Annotated in this window: 13 protein-coding genes and 2 pseudogenes; 8 read left to right on the top strand and 7 right to left on the bottom strand. The window is 69.4% G+C overall.

The features are described 5' to 3' along the window. The first annotated feature begins 11 nt into the window (after window positions 1–11). Window positions 12–1139 carry a hypothetical protein gene (locus ACIGEZ_RS24820; RefSeq protein ID WP_399834603.1) on the top strand — a complete coding sequence of 376 codons (1128 nt, stop codon included), beginning with the start codon at window positions 12–14 and terminating at the stop codon, window positions 1137–1139. A gap of 133 nt (window positions 1140–1272) precedes the next feature. Continuing rightward, window positions 1273–2061 (top strand): SIMPL domain-containing protein, encoded by a 789-nt coding sequence (locus tag ACIGEZ_RS24815; RefSeq protein ID WP_399834601.1) that lies wholly within the window; start codon window positions 1273–1275, stop codon window positions 2059–2061. Here ACIGEZ_RS24815 and ACIGEZ_RS24810 read toward each other — a convergent pair. Further along, entirely contained in the window at window positions 2046–2798 is a 753-nt protein-coding gene (locus tag ACIGEZ_RS24810; protein WP_399834599.1) for a TetR family transcriptional regulator C-terminal domain-containing protein, read from the bottom strand. The two genes, ACIGEZ_RS24815 and ACIGEZ_RS24810, sit on opposite strands and share 16 nt — an antisense overlap. Before the next feature lie 95 nt (window positions 2799–2893). Next, complete coding sequence (locus tag ACIGEZ_RS24805; RefSeq protein WP_399834597.1) at window positions 2894–4072, bottom strand: Glu/Leu/Phe/Val dehydrogenase dimerization domain-containing protein; 1179 nt, start codon at window positions 4070–4072, stop codon at window positions 2894–2896. 149 nt (window positions 4073–4221) lie between these two features. Here ACIGEZ_RS24805 and ACIGEZ_RS24800 point away from each other — a divergent pair, with 149 nt between their 5' ends. From ACIGEZ_RS24800 to ACIGEZ_RS24785, 4 genes and pseudogenes are all read left to right on the top strand, one after another. Beyond that, entirely contained in the window at window positions 4222–5463 is a 1242-nt protein-coding gene (locus ACIGEZ_RS24800; protein WP_399834595.1) for an MBL fold metallo-hydrolase, read from the top strand. Window positions 5464–5789: 326 nt separating this feature from the next. Beyond that, window positions 5790–6586 (top strand): annotated as a pseudogene (locus ACIGEZ_RS24795) (IS5 family transposase); the annotation flags it as partial. Between the two features lie 57 nt (window positions 6587–6643). After that, window positions 6644–6990: pseudogene (locus ACIGEZ_RS24790) on the top strand (transposase); the annotation flags it as partial. 53 nt (window positions 6991–7043) lie between these two features. Further along, on the top strand, window positions 7044–7580 hold the full coding sequence (locus ACIGEZ_RS24785; RefSeq protein ID WP_399834593.1) for a DUF4240 domain-containing protein: 537 nt from the start codon (window positions 7044–7046) through the stop codon (window positions 7578–7580). Between the two features lie 775 nt (window positions 7581–8355). Here the strand turns inward: ACIGEZ_RS24785 and ACIGEZ_RS24780 are convergent. The 5 genes from ACIGEZ_RS24780 to ACIGEZ_RS24760 form a co-directional block, all read right to left on the bottom strand. Beyond that, on the bottom strand, window positions 8356–9360 hold the full coding sequence (locus tag ACIGEZ_RS24780; RefSeq protein ID WP_399834591.1) for a DUF6615 family protein: 1005 nt from the start codon (window positions 9358–9360) through the stop codon (window positions 8356–8358). A 127-nt stretch (window positions 9361–9487) separates the two neighbouring features. After that, window positions 9488–10081, bottom strand: a complete 594-nt coding sequence (locus ACIGEZ_RS24775; RefSeq protein ID WP_399834590.1) for a hypothetical protein — start codon at window positions 10079–10081, stop codon at window positions 9488–9490. A gap of 1317 nt (window positions 10082–11398) precedes the next feature. Continuing rightward, a complete protein-coding gene (locus ACIGEZ_RS24770; RefSeq protein WP_399834588.1) occupies window positions 11399–12412 on the bottom strand; it encodes an HNH endonuclease in 1014 nt (337 codons plus the stop codon). Window positions 12413–12494: 82 nt separating this feature from the next. Beyond that, the gene (locus ACIGEZ_RS24765) at window positions 12495–12641 is read right to left on the bottom strand and encodes a hypothetical protein (RefSeq protein WP_399834586.1); all 147 of its coding nucleotides are present in this window, start codon (window positions 12639–12641) and stop codon (window positions 12495–12497) included. 143 nt (window positions 12642–12784) lie between these two features. After that, window positions 12785–15550, bottom strand: a complete 2766-nt coding sequence (locus tag ACIGEZ_RS24760; protein ID WP_399834584.1) for a serine/threonine-protein kinase — start codon at window positions 15548–15550, stop codon at window positions 12785–12787. A 248-nt stretch (window positions 15551–15798) separates the two neighbouring features. Between ACIGEZ_RS24760 and ACIGEZ_RS24755 the strand changes: the two genes are divergently transcribed. Together ACIGEZ_RS24755 and ACIGEZ_RS24750 are read left to right on the top strand one after the other, a co-directional pair. Next, entirely contained in the window at window positions 15799–16479 is a 681-nt protein-coding gene (locus ACIGEZ_RS24755) for a hypothetical protein (RefSeq protein ID WP_399834582.1), read from the top strand. Further along, complete coding sequence (locus tag ACIGEZ_RS24750; RefSeq protein ID WP_399834580.1) at window positions 16476–18563, top strand: hypothetical protein; 2088 nt, start codon at window positions 16476–16478, stop codon at window positions 18561–18563. The genes ACIGEZ_RS24755 and ACIGEZ_RS24750 overlap by 4 nt, the downstream gene beginning before the upstream one ends. Window position 18564 lies beyond the last annotated feature (1 nt).

Here is an 18564-nt window from a genome sequence, read left to right as displayed (position 1 = left end):
GGGGGCGTTCGTTGCCCGTCCGCCATGTCCTCACCGTCCTGCTGCTCGCCCTGAGCACCCTGCTCGGCACCACACCGACCGCCACAGCGAACGGCGGCGGCCGCACCCCCGGACCCGGCGCGCACCCGCGCTCGTTCACCATCTCGGGCATCGACCTCCACGACGCCCACATCGCCAAGTTCGACGGCGCCTACTACATGTACGGCTCGATGTACGCCTGCGGCTTCGAATGGAACGTGTACGGCACCCCCTGGTGCGGGTTCGGCGTCTCCACCGCCCCCACCCCGCGAGGTCCCTGGAGCGCCCCCAAGCAGCTGTTCGACCCGGCCACGGTCGACCCGTGGACCGACGACTCCTGGCAGGGCACCTGCGGCGGCACCGGCCAGGGCTGCTTCAACCCGCGGATGATCCGCCGCAGCGGATGGGGACTCGACGACGGCGCCTTCATCCTCTGGTTCAACAGCCCCCGGCACTACACGATCAGCCGGACCAACGCCTACAACGCGATGGGCTGCGCCTCGGCGGCCGGCCCCTGCGGCCCCGGCGTCACGCCGAACGGCTCGTACACCAAGCCCGAACTCGCCATCTGCAAGGGCAACGGCGACTTCGGCTTCATCGACTCCGGCACCCGCGGCGACCCTCCCGCCCTCGTCTGCACCCTCCCCGGCACCGCACAGCTCAACATCGAGCAGATCGACCCCTCGGGGACCGGCGGCCAGGGCATCGGCGTCCGCAAGGTCGCCGGCCTGCGGAACGTCGAGGGGCCGGGCGGCTATTGGGACCCCAGGACAGGGCAGTACATCCTCACGTACGCCGACCCCGCCTGCGGCTACTGCACCGGCACCCCCATCGGCTACGCCACCGCCCCCTCGCTGTACGCCGGCTGGAGCGCCCCCGACAACATCGGCTGGAGCGCACCGGCCAACGGCCGCCGCATCTTCAACGGCAACAGCTGCGGCGGCCAGCCCCGCACCGTCGCCGTCCTCGACGGGCAGCCCTGGCAGATCATCGACCTGTGGCTGGGCACCCGCAACGAAGCGGCGGCCGCCACCCATCTCGTCCCGCTCTCCTACCGCCCCGCACCGGGCGTCGCCGGCGACGGACTGGTCTGGCGGCCGCCGCTCGCCCTCCACTGCTGAGGACGGGGTACGGCGCCCGGGCCTCTCCGCGTCCGGAGAGGTGAAGGACGAGCCCGCCCAGGAGTGGCGCGGCGGTGGCGGGGCCGGGGACTGGTGGGATGTGCGCGCCGTCACACCGCCGAAGGGACCGCCCATGACGCCCCGTCACCCCGCCGACCGACCCGCCCGTTCCGTTCCCGCCGCCCGCCTGCTCGCCGTAGCCGCCACGCTCGGCGGACTGCTCCTCGGCGCCGCCGCACCCGCCGTCGCCGCCGCCCCGGGCACCACGGCCCGTCCCGCCGCCGTACGGGCCGCGGAGGCATCCACCATCTCCGTCAGCGGCAGCGGCCGGGCGTCCGCCGCGCCCGACCTGGCCGTGGTGTCGGTGGGCGTGGAGGCGACCCGTAAGACAGCCAAGGAGGCGATGGCCGCGCAGAGCACGGCGGCCAAGGCGCTCCTCGCCGGGCTGCACGGACAGGGCATCGCCGACCGGGACATCCGCACCGAGAGCCTGTCCCTGTCACCCGTCTACACCCAGAACAAGGCCGGCGAGAGCAAGGTGACCGGCTACCAGGCAGGGCAGAGCTTCTCCGTGAAGGTGCGCGACATCGACAGGACCGGCCAGGTCGTCGGCGCCGTCAACGACGCCACCGGGGACGCGGGCCGGGTCAACGGCGTCACGTTCGACGTCTCCGACCCGACCGCGCTGCGCGCCAAGGCCCGGGAGGCCGCCCACCACGACGCCTACGACAAGGCGGCCCAGCACGCCAGGCTCAGCGGCCGCCGGCTGGGCCGGCTGATCTCGCTGACCGAGGGCGAGAGCGCACGGCCCGGCCCCGGCGCCATGCAGAGCGCACCCGCCGACGGCGGCGAGGGCGTCGCGATCGCTCCCGGCGAGATCGAGGAGCACGTGACGGTCCAGGCGGTCTACGAGCTGATCTGACCCGTCGCGCCGGAGGTGGTGCCGGGCGCGTCGGCCGTTCCGGCGGTGTCCCGCCCGTCCGACCCGTCCGGCCCGGCCAGCCCGTCCGGCCTGTCCGAACCATCCGACCCGTCCGGCCCGGTCGCTCCGTCCAGGCCGTCCAGGGACGGCAGTCCGAGCTCCCGGGCGAGTGCCGCGTCCGCCCACTCCAGCATCGTGGTGCGGGCGAGCGAGCCGGTGTACGAGGTCATCTGGACGGCCAGGCCGTCCAGGAACGCGGTGAGCCGCCAGGCGGCGGCTGTCGGGTCCGGGCACGGGAACTCGCCGGCCGCCGCACCCTCGGAGATCACCGCCGTCAGCGCCGCCTTCCACTCCCGGTCCAGCGAACCGGCGACCTCGCGCAACGCCGGTTCGCGCAGCGCGGCCGCCCAGCCCTCGATCCACAGCCGCCAGCCCTTGGCCTGGCCGGTCGGGGCGTACCAGCGGACCGCCGCCCGGAGCCGGCGCACCGCCGTGGAGCGGCGGCCGAGCAGTGTGCGCAGCCGGTCCAGGTCCTTCTCGGCCGCGTACGCGAAGGCCGCTCCGACGAGCTGTTCCTTGGTGGCGAAGTGGTAGAGGACCAGGGCGTTGCTCACGCCGAGGTCGGCTGCCACGTCGGCGATCCGGACCGAAGCGACGCCCCGGGCCTCGATCTGACCGACGGCCGCCTGGAGCAGCGCCTCCCGCCGCTCGGCCACGCTCAACCGCACTCTCGCCACGCTTCGCACCCTACACAGCGCACGGCGAGACGATATTGGATCCAATATCCAATACTCGTATCCCGTATTCGATATCCACGATTCGATATCCGGGGTCAGTACCAGCCGTACCGCTCCGCGATCTCCGGCAGCCGCTCCTCCACCAGCGCGTGCGCCGCCGCCCGCGGTGTCGTGCCATCCGCCTCCGCCCGGTCGAGCATCCGCCCCACGAGCCCCCGCATCGCCCGCCGCACCTGCGCGAACGCCGCGTCCGCGTCCGCCTCCACGTCGCCGAAGAGCGTCCACCACCACCAGGCGTTGGTCCCCGAGTTGACCACCACGTCCGGCAGCACGGTCACCCCGCGCGCCGCGAGCAGCCGCTCCGCCTCCGGCAGCACCGGCATGTTCGCGGCCTCGACGACCAGCCGGGCGCGCACCCGGTCCTGGTTCTCCGCGTCCACGGCGTACGAGACCGCCGCGGGGACCAGCACCTCCGCGTCCACCGCGAGCCAGGCGTCCCCGCCCTCCTCCCGGTCCCCGGGCCGCAGCGCCGCCCGGTCCACCGCGCCGTGCGCGTCGCGCGCGGCGAGCAGCGCCTCGACGTCCAGGCCGTCCTGACTGACGATCGTGCCCTTCACGTCGGCGACGGCCACCACCCGCAGCCCCGCCCGGGCCAGGAAGCGCGCGGTGGCCCCGCCCATCGTCCCGAAGCCCTGCACCGAGACCCGAGCCCCGGCGTATGGCCTCCCCGCCCGCTCCAGCGCCGTCAGCGCCGCCTCCGCGACCCCGCAGCCGCCGACCAGCTCGTCCAGGCCGATCCCGTCCACCTCGAGGGCGAACGCGTCGGCGAGCCGCGTACGGGCTGCGGCCTCGTCGTCGAGCAGCGGGTACACGGCCTGGATCGAGGAGACGAGCCCGGCCTCGGCGGCAGCCCGGTCCACCAGGTCCTGGGTGAGGCCCAGGTCCTCGCCGGTGGTCCAGAAGCGCTCGATGTACGGGCGCATGGCCCGCAGGTAGCGCACCAGCACGCCGTACGCCTCGGGGGAGCGGGGATCGCAGTCGATGCCGCCCTTGGCGCCGCCCAGAGGGACATAGCGGGCCGCCGGGTCGTAGTGCAAGGCCTCCTTCATGGTCATCCCGCGGGCGAGGCCGGCGACCTCCTCGGCCGTGCACCCCTCGCGCATCCGCAGCCCGCCACTGGCCACCCCGCGCACGAGCCGGTCCACCACGAGATGGCCGCGGCGGCCCGTGACGTGGTCGGTCCATCCGACGGACAACAGCGGGGCGGTGCTCATCGGCGTACTCCTCGGTACTCCCGGGGGCGGAATCCGGGGCCACGGCGACCCCATCCTTACTGAACGATGATTCAGTATCGCTGATCGTCAGGGCGCCGGACGCCGCGGGCCGCCCATAATGAAAAGATCCTCGACTTTCAGGAGGTCCTGTGACCGGCACTGGCCCCGACCACTCGCTGCGGGCACGGCTGCGCGCACTGCGCCCCGAGGCGTTCGGCGCCGACCCGACGGGGGAGCGCATGGAGCGCATCCGCCGCTCCCCGAACTTCGCGGACGGCGTCTTCCGGAATCCCGAGACGGCCCGGCACCGGCCGTCCGGGTCGACCGTCGAGTTCGCGAAGATCTACTTCGAGAAGGAGGCGCGGGCGCGCCGGGCCCCCGTCGGCACGATCCCCGTCCACCCCACCACCGTCGCCGACCTGGCCCGCCCCCCGGCCTCCGGCCTCCGGCTCACCTGGATGGGGCACTCCAGCGTGCTCACCGAGATCGACGGCCGGCGGGTGCTCTTCGACCCGGTCTGGGGCGACCGCTGCTCGCCCTTCGCCTTCGCCGGCCCCAAGCGGCTGCACCCCGTCCCGGCCTCCCTCGCCGCCCTCGGACCGGTCGACGTGGTGGTGATCTCGCACGACCACTACGACCACCTCGACCTGCCGACGATCAAGGCGCTCGCCACCACCGACACCCTCTTCGCGGTGCCGCTCGGCGTCGGCGCGCACCTGGAGCGCTGGGGTGTGTCCGCCTCCCGGATCCGTGAGCTGGACTGGACCGAGTCCACCGAGGTCGACGACCTGCGGCTCACCGCGACCCCCGCCCGCCACTTCTGCGGCCGCGGTCTGCGCAACCAGCAACACACCCTGTGGGCCTCCTGGGTCGTCGAGGGCCCGGACCACCGCGTCTACCACAGCGGTGACACGGGCTACTTCTCCGGCTTCAAGGACATCGGCGCGGCCCACGGCCTTTTCGACGCCACCATGATCCAGATCGGTGCGTACTCCGCGTACTGGCCCAAGAACCACACGGACTATACGCCGCTGCCTGGTGCCTGGCCAGACATTCACATGTCGCCCGCCCAGGGGGTGCAGGCCCACCTTGACCTGCAGGGAGGCACCTCGGCCGGCGTGCTGCTGCCGATTCACTGGGCCACGTTCAACCTGGCACCGCATGCCTGGGCGGAGCCGGGGGAGTGGACGAAGTACGAGGCCGAGGAGGTGGGGCAGGCGGTGGCTTTCCCCCGTCCCGGCCAGCCGTTCGAACCTGGAGGGAAGCTGCCCTCTGACCCGTGGTGGCGTGGGGTGTCCCAGCCCATCGCTCACCCATGGCGCCGGCCCCAGCCGACGCAGGCTCCTTCTGAGGTGCCCACGCACGATCTCGACCTTGCCGGTGATCGGTGACGGCGAGCGAGGACGACCTCGGCGGGATCGTGCACCTGCTGGCACGTGTTCCGAGCGAAGAACGAGACCGCCTGGTGCATGCGCTGGACGGTGTGCCCCGCCGGGAGCATGCGGCGGATGCCGAGCAGTTCAGGCCCTTGCCGACTCAGAAGGGGCTGTTCCCGGTCGACGTCCGAACACGAACCGTTGGTTGCTGAGCCAGCCTATGGACCGATTCCCGCAGATGCTGTTCCCGTCCGAGGTGTAGTTATGGGCTCGTAACACGATCTTGCTGAAGAGTCCTGGTCAGCCGTGACCGGTGTGACGATTCGGCCGTTCGGGATGGTGTGACTACACGGCCGTGGATCGTGGACGATGACCTGTGGGCGCTGATCGAGCCGCTGCTGCCGCCCTGGCCCGAGAGGTCGCCTGAGCCGCGGCCGGTGCCGGACCGTCTCTGCCTCCAGGGCATCCTGTTCGTCCTCTACAACGACATAGCCTGGCAACTCCTGCCCTCGGAGCTGGGGTTCGGCTCCGGGCAGACCTGCTGGCGGCGTCTGGACCGGTGGCAGAAGGCCGGGGTCTTCGACCAGCTCCACCGCATTCTGCTCGCCGAGCTGAACGCGGCCGGCGAGCTGGACTGGTCCAGAGCGTGCGTCGACGCTTCCCATGTCCGCGCGAAAAAAAGGGGGAGCCGACACCGGTCCGTCGCCGGTCGGCCGGCGGAAGGCGGGCAGCGAGCACCATCTGATCTGCGACGGACGCGGTACCCCGTTCAAGGTCATCACCATCGCGGCCAACGTCAACGACGTCACCCAGACGCTCGCCCTGGTCGACGGCATCCCGCCCGTCGCCGGACGCCCCGGCCGCCCGCGGCGGCGTCCCGAGGCTCTGCTCGGCGACAAGGGCTACGACTCCGACCCCAACCGTCGCGAACTGCCAAGTGCCGGATCCTGCCGGTCATCTCCCGCAGGGGTGCCCCGAACATCGAGGGGCTGGGCAAGCTCCGCTACGTCGTCGAGCAGACCTTCGCTCTCCTCCACCAGTTCAAGCGCCTCGCCGTCCGCTGGGAACGTCGTACCGAACTCCACGACGCCTTCGTCTCCCTGGCCTGCGGCTCATCTGCTGGCGACGACTCAAGAAGCATCGATCACGATCGTGTTACGAGCTCTATGGGTCTCAGAGAGAGTTCGCGCTTGGCCGAAGCCGGTTCGCCGACGCCCGCGGCCTGAAGGCTTATGCCGGCGCCTCACCGATCACCAGAGCCTCCGGCAAGAAGTCGAGCATCATCCGGCGGAGGGTGAAGAACGACCGGCTCAACCACGCTGGCTATCTGTGGGCCTTCGCGGCCCCCAACGGATCGCCTCGTGCCAAGGCCCACTACCGGCGCCGACGTGACATCCACGGGGACTGGCACGCGGCCGCCCTGCGCAACCTCTTCAACCGATGCTCGGCCAGCTCTATTGTTGCCTACAGGAGCACACGATCTTCGATGAACTGGTCGCCTTTCCGGCCCCGACCCTGGTTGCGGAGAAGGCAGCAGCGTGATCTCCAACCGTCGAGAAGTGCTCTGTCAGTACCAGGTGACATGCTCAGCCACCATGAACAAGCAGCAGTTCTGGGAGCTCATCGCGGCGGCCCGTGACCAGGCGCTCGCCCCACACGAAAGCGAAGCGGTCGCTCGCGAGTCGACCTCGCTGCTGGCCAAGCGGCCGGTCGAGGAGATCGTCGCCGCTGAGCAGGTGCTGTGGGACCTGATGGTTGAGTCCTACACCAACCCTCTGTGGGCCGCTGCCTACATCGCCAACGGTGGATGCTCTGACGACGGCTTCGACTACTTCCGCGGCTGGCTGATCGCTCAGGGTCGTGAGGTCTTTGAGCGTGTAGTTGCTGATCCTGATGCCCTCGCTGAACTGCCCATCGTTCAAGCCTCTGCGGCCGCCGGTGTCGACCTGGAGGGGGAGGACATGCTGGTCATTGCCTGGAACGCACACATCACGGCGACCGGTGATCAGCTCCCTACAGACGCTTTCACCATCCGCTACCCCCAGCTGGACCCTGCGTGGGGCTTCGACTTCTCTGACTCAGGCGAGATGGCTCGCCGCCTGCCGCGACTGGCTGCTCTCTACCTGGAGTAAGTTGCGGCCGGAGCCGCCCCCATCGAGACGCTCTACGAGCGATCGCTGTTCGAACACCGCAGCCGGGCCTTGACGAGTTCAACCTCAGTAACGCCTCGGGCCAGACATGCAGATCAGGAGCCCCGGGGTGAAACTGGACTTCGATGGTGCTTCCTGAACCCGCTGTCAGGCCAGGTTTGGTCCATGGCTGAAATGGGGCCTTCGTGGATGCCCTGGATGTTGTGCTGCTCATCGCAGTCGCCGTGGCGCTCGGCATTGCCGTCTGGGGCCTAGTGATCACCAGCAGGGCGCGACGGGGCCGCGATGGGAAGACGTTCGACCGGGACGTCTCCCGTTCGGTCACAGGCTTGATTGCGGTAGTGGCCAGTGACATTGCGGTCGTCGTGGCCGGGATTTGGGGCATCACGAAGGCGGGGCAGAGCGAACACGTCGTCCCTATTCTCACGAGCGCTTTCACCGCCGTCACGGCGATTACGACGTCGTACTTCGGGATCAAAGCGGTCGCGAACACGGCCAAGGAGGTCATCGAGGCCGAGGCCGAGGCCGCGCCCGGTCAGCAGGGACCTTCCGGGCCCCAAGGGGATCCCGGCCCTCGGGGCGAGCGGGGGCCGAGGGGAGATAGGGGCCCGGAAGGGCGCCGGGGGCCGCCCGGGGCCCCTGCAGAACCCGCCAAGAAGCCGGCACCCAAGAAGGGGCGGCGGGCTGGTGGCAGGTACACAACGTCTTCGGCGGCCGGGTATTCGGGATACAAGCGGACCAAGATTCGTAGCGATACCTAATCCCAGTCGGTCGCCGAAGCGCTCTGGTCCTCCAAGACCTTGTGCGCGTAGTCGGCGAGCCGGCCCGCGGCTGCGGGCAGGGCGTCCGCGTCGGTGATGACGACGATGCCGGCGAGGTGGTCGGTGACCCAGGCCGGAGGGGTTCGGCCTTCCAGTACGTCGCGTGCGTAACTGGGGACCTCGGCGCGTAGGCCGCGCAGCATGTGAGCGAGGTAGGGCACCGAGAAGTGGCCCCTGTCTGCCGGCAGGTCCGGGAAGAGGGCTCCAGCGACCGGTTTGGCGCGCTCCAGGACCGCGGTGGTGAACTGCCCGATCCTGATCTGCTCGACCGGGCGGAGGAGTTCCTTGGCCACGCGCCGTGCGCCGCGCTGAGGCTGCCGAAGGAAGCGGGCTAGATCCTCGGGCAGCCCTCGGGTGAGTGGCACGATTGGCGTGTCCAGGTTGTCGGGTCCGGCTATGTCTTCGAGGGGGATGGCGGCATGGAAGGCGGCCACGCCCGCGTCCTTCCCGTAGTAGTTGACGGCGTTCTCCGCGACCAGGGCGGAAAATGAGGACACCCCGACCCGGTCCCGCTCTCGGCACGGGACGCCGGCGTGCCTCCGGTCGCACTCCAGGGTCGCGCGGTACTGCGCGTCACCGCAGTACAGGATGTAGGCCGCGGCGGCTTCGTAGCGGTCCGAGGCGGCGATCAGCTTGGAGATCTGCGGTCGGTTGTCACCTTTGCTCTTGTAGGTGAAGTCGATGCTCCAGCGCTTACCACGCGTCTTGAGGATCTTCGCCTGGACCAAGAGACAGAAGGTGGTGCCGTCCCGGTCCACCCAGCACCACAGCCAGTCGGCACCGTGCTCCTTCTCGTGGGCCGTGTTGAACTCCGCATATCGGATCCGCGGGGACGCGGTCGAGAGGAGGATGTCGGTCGCCGTTGTCTCCTTCCACATGTGGTCGTCGTCCAGTCGCTTTGCCATGTGGTGGTCGACGGCGATTCTGGCCAGCCGGAGCACGTCGTGGGGACTAGTCTCCTCAGCCGGCCCCCCGACGGAAGGCTGTGCGCCTCGTCCTGCGGATGAAGTCACGGGTCCTCCTTTGGTGCGGTCCGGCCGCGACGGCCCTGACATTCCTTCGGGCCGGTCACTGCACCCAGGGCGATCGAGAGGTGCGGCGGCGGGGCGGTTCGGGGGTGGGGGCGACGTCGCTGGAGATCGACCGCTGCCACACCCCGTCGCCGTCCTGAGCACGGCATTCCAGGTGCAGGCGGACCGTGGTCCGGGGGTGGTCGTAGTCGAGCACCACGCGAACCGTATGCGTCCCGTTCCCGGCGGCCATCGGGCCGATTTCGGCTTCGTCCAAGCGGCCATAGGAATCGGTGCCGCTGCGGTACTCGCCCCTCAGACCCTCGACGCCGTCGCCCTCCGCGGTGACGAGCACGGACGCGAGCGCGGGACCGGACTCCTGTCTGAGAACGAGCACGCCGTAGGGAGCGTGGTCAGGCGTTTCGGTGTGCGCCTGCTCGACCACGAACTGCGGGCCGGCAGCCTCGTGTCGATCGGCGTCCTCCGCGTCGAGCTGGCGACGCATCAGCGCAACCTGTTCCTGGGCAGCGTTCGCCTGAGTGCGTGCGTCCTTCGCTGTTCGTGCAGCAATACGCGACTGCCATGCGGCGACGCCGGCCGCGCCCGCGCTCACTGCCGTCGCTGCGATCGCTGCGATGAGTTCGCCGTCCATGCGCCCCGCCCTCTCCCCCTGAGGACTGCCTCGGCGGCGGCCCGTCACCAAGCCACAGATTAACCGTGACTATCCTGTGAGTTCCTTTGGATAGCCCGCGAACGAACGCGTGACGACGATGCTGTAGCGCTCCTGGTGGGCGGCCCTGGCCACCTTGCAGCGCGAGAAGGTCTCCCGTCCGGGGCGCCGTCATGTGAGGCACGTCGGCTCAGGTCTCACCGGCCCTCGACATCGGTGGCCCCGTGGTGAGAATGGGAGACCAAGCCACGCGATGAGTGCAGCGTGTCACGGTTCCTTGGTGCGGGTTGGTCAGTGGGGCGAGATGAAGCCGACTGACTGGTCGAAGTGGAATGGTGAGCCGGGCTTCTCGGGTGTCCAGCCGTCGGTGAGAGCGGTTCGGATGCTGTCAGCTACCTGAGCGGGCAGGACCGGGATGCTGGCTGTTCCGAACCAGCTACTCGGGTATGGCCGGTTGGTAGTGATCACCAGTGTGGTGCCGGGAGTCTGGGCGTGTTCGACCGCATAGGTAAGGGGTGACATGACTAGTCCCTGGTGGTAAGTCGGCCGTCCGCGGAGTCGCCACCGGTAGGTGGTGCCATCCACGGTGATGAGCCGCGATCCCTTTTGACCAGTGCCTTGTCCATATCCTTTCCCTTGCGACAGTAGTGAACGGAAGCTGCTCGCGTCGATTCCCATCAGACCGCGCCAGCTTCTGCGCATCGGGATGACGTCCGGGTTTGTCATCGGGATGGTGAGCCGTGCCGCTTCGGGAGTGGCCAGCAAGCGCTGCAGGTGCGCCCCGGCGGCGCGGGGCAATGACGGGCTACGGTGCGTAGAACGTGGACACGGGGCGAGGGCCCGGCGGCAGACGACAGTAGCCGGGACGCGGCCACCGCGGCACTGGCCCAGTGACGCGGCCGACGGCGGCCGGGACCGAACCTCCCCGCTCTCTCCCGGGGCCCCATGACCGCAGTCGAGCTGGAGCCACCAGCCCCGTCACTCCCTGCGAGCGATTGCGGGATCCAAGGCCCGGGCTCGTTCCGCCTTTTGCTCGCCCTGGGACGCGCGGGCCTTCCGGACGGACTCCTCCAGGACCGCCATCAGTCGACGACCGCGGTCGGCTCCGGCACTGCGGCAGGCTCTATACGACGCCCCTCCGCTTCGCCGCCAGCCGCTCCTGCCCGTCGATCTCACCAACATCCCTGAGTTCGAAGGCATCGGCTGACCACCGTCCACACGCGAAGGGGGGCTCACACCCCTCGTACGGGTGTGAGCCCCTCTCCGTAGTGCCTCTCCGCAGGGAGGTGTCCCGCGGGTTCAGGTACGGCCGTGTGCCCAGGTATCGGCGTGCGCCTGGGCGGCGACCCGGCGGAGCACCTCGCGCAGCTCGTCGCGGGACCGGCCCAGCGTCTTGACCCGGTGGCAATTCGGGCACAGCGCCACCATGTTTTCGGGGAGGTCCGCGCCACCCAGGGCGAGGTCGTCGATGTGGTCCACATCGAGCAGCGGCTGCCCGTCCAAGCCCTCGTCGTAGGGCTGGCCGCCACACAGCGGGTTCTCGCACTTCCCCCGGCTGCGCAGCACGACGGCCTCTCGAGAGGCCGGGATCCGTACAGGACGTGCGCTGGCCGCACGGCGCTTGCCTGTGGTGGTGGCGGCGCGACGCTCGGCGATGGCGACCAGGCGCCGGTACTCGGTGCTGAGTTCGTCCTCCGTCATCGGCGCGGTGGAAGCCGCGGGTTTCGGTGTGGCCGCAGGGGTACCGCCGATGCGGGGGTCGGGCTGGATCGGGGGATACGCGAGGGAGCTCGTGACCATCGGCGGGGTGTGGGCCGGCTGGGGTGAAGTCCGAGGCTTCTGCTGAGGGAGCGGGTGGGCGAACTCGTGGCGGGTTGCCTCGGCGCGGTCCCGTGCCTCGGTCTCGGCGGCTCTCAGGAGTGCTGTGCGTTCCTCGGCCGTCCGGCCGGGTTTCCGAGCAGGCGTAGTCCCCTCATGCTTCTGCTGCTTGTCCTTCGTGCGGCTGTTCGCAGGCGGCTGCGTGGGCTGTATCTGCGGCGCAAGGAACAGCGGCTTCGGGGCGGTCGGTCGGTCGGAGGGGGCTTCGGCCGGCTGCGCCGTGCTGCGTCGGGCGACTGCGTCGCGGAGAGCACTGCGGATGGCGGGGTCTTCCCAGTAGTCCGGGTTGTTCTCATGGACATGCTTGGACCACTCGGGGTGATCGACGATCACAGCGATCTGCTCGGCGGAGTAGATCTTGACTTTTCCCGGCGCGGCTGGGTTCTCGGGTATTAGGGCGCTGCGTGCAGCATCGGACCAACCGTGCTTCTTCACGCCGACGCTCGTCACCCAGCTAGCGCCGTCCCACTCGGACGGGAGGGTGTCAGAGCTGCGGGCCCGGTCCTTCTTGCTGCGCCTACTCAATAGCCTCACCCGGGGCGGTGTCGCGGGCGGCCAACTGCTCCTCAGCGGCAGCCGGGCGAGCCACAGTGAGGTCGAGGGCCAGCACGGCGTCGGCCATATGGGCATCGAACACGGTGAGGTCGGGAAGGTCTTGGGACATGGGTACCTCTCTTGGCCGGGCCCGGCCAAGACACAGGGCTGCCAGCGGAGCCACCAAAACAGTGCGGGGCCAGTTAGACCGATCAGTGCGTACAGGCAAGCGGCGATGGTCAGGGTGAGGGTCCGGCCGCGTAGGGGGTGTGGTCAGTAGCCAGTCGCCTGGTTCACGGCGCTGCGGATGGCCATGTCCACGGCTCGCTCGCTTGCGAGTTCGTAGTAGAAGTGGGCGCTGCCGGGGTGGTCTCGAAGTGCGTTGGCGACGATCCGGGCCGCTTGGCCGTGTAGGCGGCGCAGCCAGTTGCGCGTTGCGGTTTGCTGGTCGAACTCGTTGCTGGCCTCGTCCCAGGTGCACATGCCGAGGGCGGCCTCCTCCAGGAGGTCCCACTGTTCTTCCTCGGCGGCGTGTCGGGCGACGCCGCGCAGCCAGGCGATGGCGCGCTTGGACTCGTTGTAGTGCGGCCACCCGGTTCCGTCGCCCCGGACGTGCCCGGTCATCGCCTCCACCAGGGTGCGCGTCTGCTCGGGGTGGTCCAGCAGGAGCGGCGCGATCGTCTCCATGTCCAGGCCGGTCAGGATGTCCAGGTAGAGCTCGTAGTCGTCGCCGTGGTCGGCGGCCAGGGCCAGCAGCCGGCGGGCGGCGTCGGTGTCTCCCTCCTGGGCAGCCGTCATGAGCTGTTGGGCCCGCGCGACGGGCAGGTCGATCAGGGGTGCGGTCTCCTGCTCGACCACGTCGAGGAAGTCGGCGATCGTCTGGGGGCGTTGGTGCGGATCGCGGTAGGTGCACCGCCGGACGACGCCTCTCCAAGGTCCGGATGGCAGCAGCGGCACGTTCACCTCTGGAGGAAGACCGGTGAGCAGCCAGCCGATGACCCTGCCCAGGCTGTAGATGTCGCTGGCGGGTGTGGCGTTGTGCGGGGCGATGGACAGTTCGGGGGCGCCGAACTCGACAGTCCCGATCTCGGTGCCGGTGCGCTTGGGGTTGGTCGTCTGTCCGCGGGGACGGCGCACGATGCCCCAGTCGCCGAGGACCCAGCGGCCGTCGAGATGGAGGATGTTGGCGGGCTTGATGTCGCGGTGTAGGTAGTCCAGACGGTGGGCGTCGGCCAGGGCGGAGGCGACCGCGTCGACCAGGGCCCGCAGCGCGATCGGATCGCGCTGCAGTTCAGGCTGGAGGTGTTCGGCGGTGTTCTGGGCCATCGGCATGACGAACCACTCGGCCCGCGGGCTGAAGTCGAGGACCGGCATCACGTGGCGGTTGGCGCCGAGCTTCTGCGCCACCTCGATCTCGCGCCGCATTCTCGCGGTCCGGTTCTCGCGCAGCGAGAGCGGCTTCTTGAATGCGACGACCGTCCCCGTTGCCTTATGCACGGCCTCGTGGACGATGCCCATGCCGCCCTGGCCGCCCGGCAGTGGGAACTTCTCCAGGGCGTAGTCCTGCCTCACTCCGCGGGCCAGACGGCGTACCTCGGCGTAGTTGTCGGCGGACGGCGGCTCAGGGGCTGGGGCGGCAGGTGAGGCGACGGCTGCATGTCCGGTGATCTTCACCAGCACGGGGTGGACGGCGTCGATGTCGTTTGTCGGCCGCACCCCCAGCAGATATGCGGGTCCGCCCGCCGGGCTTTGGACGAGTCCGAGGACGTCGCCGAGCTGCACCTCGGCGACCGTGTCGCTGGTGCGGCTAGCCGTGTCGAGGGCGTGCAGTTCTACTCCGACGCCCGCGCCGGCCCGCCCCGCCACCAGGACGGTGTCGCCGTCGCCGCGTGCGAGATGGCCCGGGTAGGACACTGGGGTCAGCATCCACTCCTCGTGCCTTCCGGCGCTGGTGCTGACGGCGAGGTCGACGACGGAGCTGTGTCCGCTGGCGGCGAGGAGGAAGCGCCGCTCGCCGAGCCAGGCGGCCGAGCGGACGGCCGCGTCGAAGCCGAGGGCGAAGCGCTGCTGGTCGCCCACCTGCTCGTCGAGCCGCGTGAGCGCCAGGGTCGAGCCAGTGCCGGCGCCGAGCATCGCCCCGGACCCGGACAGAACCCATACGCTCGAGTCGGGGCCGAGCAACAGGCTGGCGTTCGCCTCGAATCCGCCGCCGACCGCCCGCAGCACGCCGTCGCGCCACCTCACCACCGCCGGCCCGCACAGTACCCACACCGAGCCGTCCGCCGGCACCGCCGCATCGCCGTGTACGCCGGGCAGGGGCAGCCGCCACCTGGTCCCGCCCCGCTGCAGGTCCACATCGACGACACCCGCCTCGGTGGTGATCAGCGCGCGCTCGGCAGACTCCCAGGCCAGCCCGGATGGCCTGGCCGGCCAGGACTCGCCGGCAAGGACGATGGAGAGGTTGATGCCTGCCGGCGCCCGGGACGGCACGCTCGGCGCCGCGGACGGGCGGGCCGCCAGGGCCAGCGCCGGGGCAGGCTCCGAGGGTTCTTGCAGCAGGAGCTCGTGCAGCGGGGTGTGCGGTGGTCGCGGCGGCCGGAAGGCAGCGCGGATCAGGGCGGTGAGCTGGACGAGGTCGCAGACGGCGGCCTCAAGATGGTCGCGGTCCAGGCACACGCCCTGCGCCTGCATGACGGCGCTCACGTCGTTGCCAATCTCCTGGCCTGAGGCCCTCGCGTAGATCAGGACCCATCGCACCCCCGGCCCGAGGTCTCGCTCGCGGCCGGCCACCGCGGCGCGGGCCGCAGTGGCCGCCGCCTCGCCAACTGCGGTCGTGACAGTGATCGCGTAGTCGCGTCCGGAGAGTTCGAAATGCACGGCCGGTGCGTCGGGCGCGCGGTGGGCGACCGTCGCGCCAGGGTCGGTGCGCCGGATCAGCGCCGCCACCACGTCGACCAGGAGTTGGTGGCGGTCCTGCTCCGGCAGCTCGTCGCTGTGGACCTGGCCGTAGTCGGCCAGCAGTTCCCGTACGTCCTCCATCGCCCCGCCCGTGCGTCGTGCCCGCCCGGGCGCCGCGCCCGTCGGGACGATTGTCGCGTACGGCCCGGACTCGACGCGCGGGGTTAGCCAGATCAGCGGACGACCGGTTCCGGTGGGCTTGGAGCGCGTGACAGACGGTAAACCGGGGCCAGGTCGTGGTTGGTGGTCCCGATGGTCGTGGAGGCTCGGTGTAGATCTTGTGGCGTCGACGGGTTGATCACGTTCAGTCGTATCGCTACGGTGTGTCAATGGCTGTTGACGTTGGGGTAGACCGCTTTGCTGAAGCGGTCCGGCTTCTGCTTCTCATAGCTGCAACCTCTGATCCACTCGATGAAGTCGCCAGGCGCGCGGCGCCAACCAACGCGGTCGCGGTCCTTCATGCAGAGAGCCGGTTGCAGAAGCTGGACTTCTGGCTGCGTAATCCCGACTATCTCGCGGACGAACTCCTCAACGACTACGAGCGCGAACCAGACCCGTTGTTGTTGGACCTGGCTGGCCGGATCCTCGACTCGGAGGAACCGGAGATCTGCTCGATCCCGATGGTCCGCTACCTCTTCGGGGCGTTTGAACACCTGGATCGTGCATTGAGTGTCCTGGTGGCACCTCGGCTCCTCGTGGTGTCCAGCCAGCGTGGAGCGAGCGGTCAGGTGATCAAGGACAGCTACTACCTGACCCAGAAAGGCCAAGACGTCGCCGCACAGGCCACGGCGCAGTTTCCCGACCTGGCGTGGTACACCGAGCGGGCCGTGCTCGTCCGGGCATTGGCGGAGGCCACGGGGCACTCAGCATTGGCGCTACGTAAACGGCAGTACCTACAGCGAGACTACGCGCAGACGCCACTGGGCGACATCATTCCGTCGATCGCAGACAGGACGCGGGAACGGCTGCAGTGCCTTCGCGTGACCGCGTCGGGAGGGAACGCCGTATGACCGCGGACCTTGCGGTTCCATCGGAGGGCCAGCTTTACGAGCGCATCGCCAAACGGGTCGGTGTCGAAGCAGACCAGATATCCAGGGCATTGGCGTCCCACGGGCTGAAGCTGACGGGATCACTGCCCGCCAAGCGGGAGCTGGTCGTGCATCGCTTGATCTGCCAAGGCCGCAAGACCGGCACGACGGGCAGCGACGGCCCCTTCACCGTCGACATGCATCTGGGCCGCGGACCCTGGGCAATCTCAAGCAGCATCAACTCGGCCGGCAAGTCAAGCCTGCTCTGGGCCCTGAGTTTCGCCCTACGAGGCGAGGGGTTCGATGCATTCTGTCGTCCCGAGACCGTCAGTTGGTTCCGGTTCGTTCGTGCCGACATCCAGGTCGGAGGAGCGGCAGCTTCGATCCGTCTGTACTTCGACAAACCCGGGCGCCCCAGCGTCCGCCTCCTGACCGCCGACTCGATCGACGATCTACTGGCGCTCGAGGGCCAGGGCGAGGAGCGGATCGGGGTGCGCCTGGCGGCCACGGCTGAGCCTAGCGGCGTGAAGGCCCTGATCGGCCGGTTCATGATGGAGCGCCTTGGCCTGCAGTCTGTGTCGGTCTGGGCGGCGGAGGCCAACGCGCCGAAAGATGAGGACGGTAATCGGGACAGCGCCGAACAGGTTCATGGCTGGTCGAGCTTCTTCTACGCCATCGCGCTGAACTCTGCGAGCGACAGTCTCCTCCTTGGGCCGACGCTCGTCGGACAGCTCCCGGTCAAGCTGATGCAGCTGTTCCTGGACGTCCCCTACGCGCCGGAGCTGTCCCGCCTGGCCACGCTACGCAAGGCCGAGACGCAGGAGACGAACCGGGTCGCGCGACGCGCCAAAGAGGACGCTCGAGCACGCGAGGAGCAGGTCGCTCCCCTTTATAGAGCGCTTGAGGAAGCCCAGGGCCGCCTCCAGTGTCTGGAGGCCAGCCGGCCGGATGTCGGACGCCAGCTTGCCGCAGTGGACCAGGCGGCGGCCGCACTCACCACATGTCAGGCGGCGCATCAGGAGGCAGCTGACCAGCACCAGGCCGCCAAGAAGGGCCGCCAGTCGGACCAGCGAGCCGAGCGCCGCGCCAAGCAGAGCAGCGCTGCGCGGCTGTTGCTCGGGGCACTGGAACCGGAGGTGTGCCCACGGTGCGATCACGAGATTGACGACGAGCGCCGCGCTGCTGAGGAAAGCGAGCACCAATGCTCTGTCTGCACCCGTCCGCTGCCTCTCGTACCTGAAGACCCGCAGGCGCAGGCTGACGCCCTGGCTCGTATTGCAGCGCGACTTGCTGCCTCGAAGGCAGCCGAGGACAGCTGTGCGGCTACGCTCGCCGCCGCTGGTCAGCGACTCACGGCCGCACGGGCAGCCTACGACCAATCCGTTGCTCAACTGGCACAGGCCCGTGCCAGCGACTGGTTCACCCTCTTCGACAAGGCCCAACGCGAAGTTCACCAACTGCAGGGTGCCTTGACCTTGGCCACCGGCGGCAGCAGCGGCGACACTCCGCCGGCACTCGCGGCGGCATTGGCCGCTGTGAAATCCGCGACGAACACCTCTGACGAGCAGGGCCCGGATGACGAGACCCTGCTGGCTGCGGCAGCTGAGGTCCTCAAAGAGGTAGTTGATCGGCACAGCCGCGCGCTGTTCTCGGAATTGAACGACGAGATTGTTCAGGTTGCCCATGACTTGGGCGTCACGAACCTCACGAGTGTGAATCTCTCCCTTGGAGGCCAACTCAACGCCGTCAAGTCCGGTTCCAAGCACCGTTTCTCTGCATTCAGCCCGGTTGACCGGCTACGGATGAGAATCGCGGTCGTCGTCGGCATGATCAAGGTCAGCCGCAGGCGGGGCATCATGTCTCACCCCGGCCTCCTGCTGATCGACGCACCCACAGCTGACGAGTTGACTCCAGAGGTGACCCGCCAGGTGCTGGACACCCTCTATCGAACGGGCGAAGAGGTCCCGGGCTTGCAGATGATCATCACCTCGATTGAGGAAGTCATCTGGGACATCTTCCCCAAGGAACGTATTCTGACCGGAGCCGAGGGCCGAGAGCTGTTCTGAC

It is taken from the genome of Streptomyces sp. NPDC085481, from assembly GCF_044541845.1.
In the GTDB taxonomy this organism is placed as follows: Bacteria; Actinomycetota; Actinomycetes; order Streptomycetales; family Streptomycetaceae; genus Streptomyces.
Note: the sequence above shows the minus strand (reverse complement) of the source record. Positions and strands in the feature narration are given on the sequence as shown.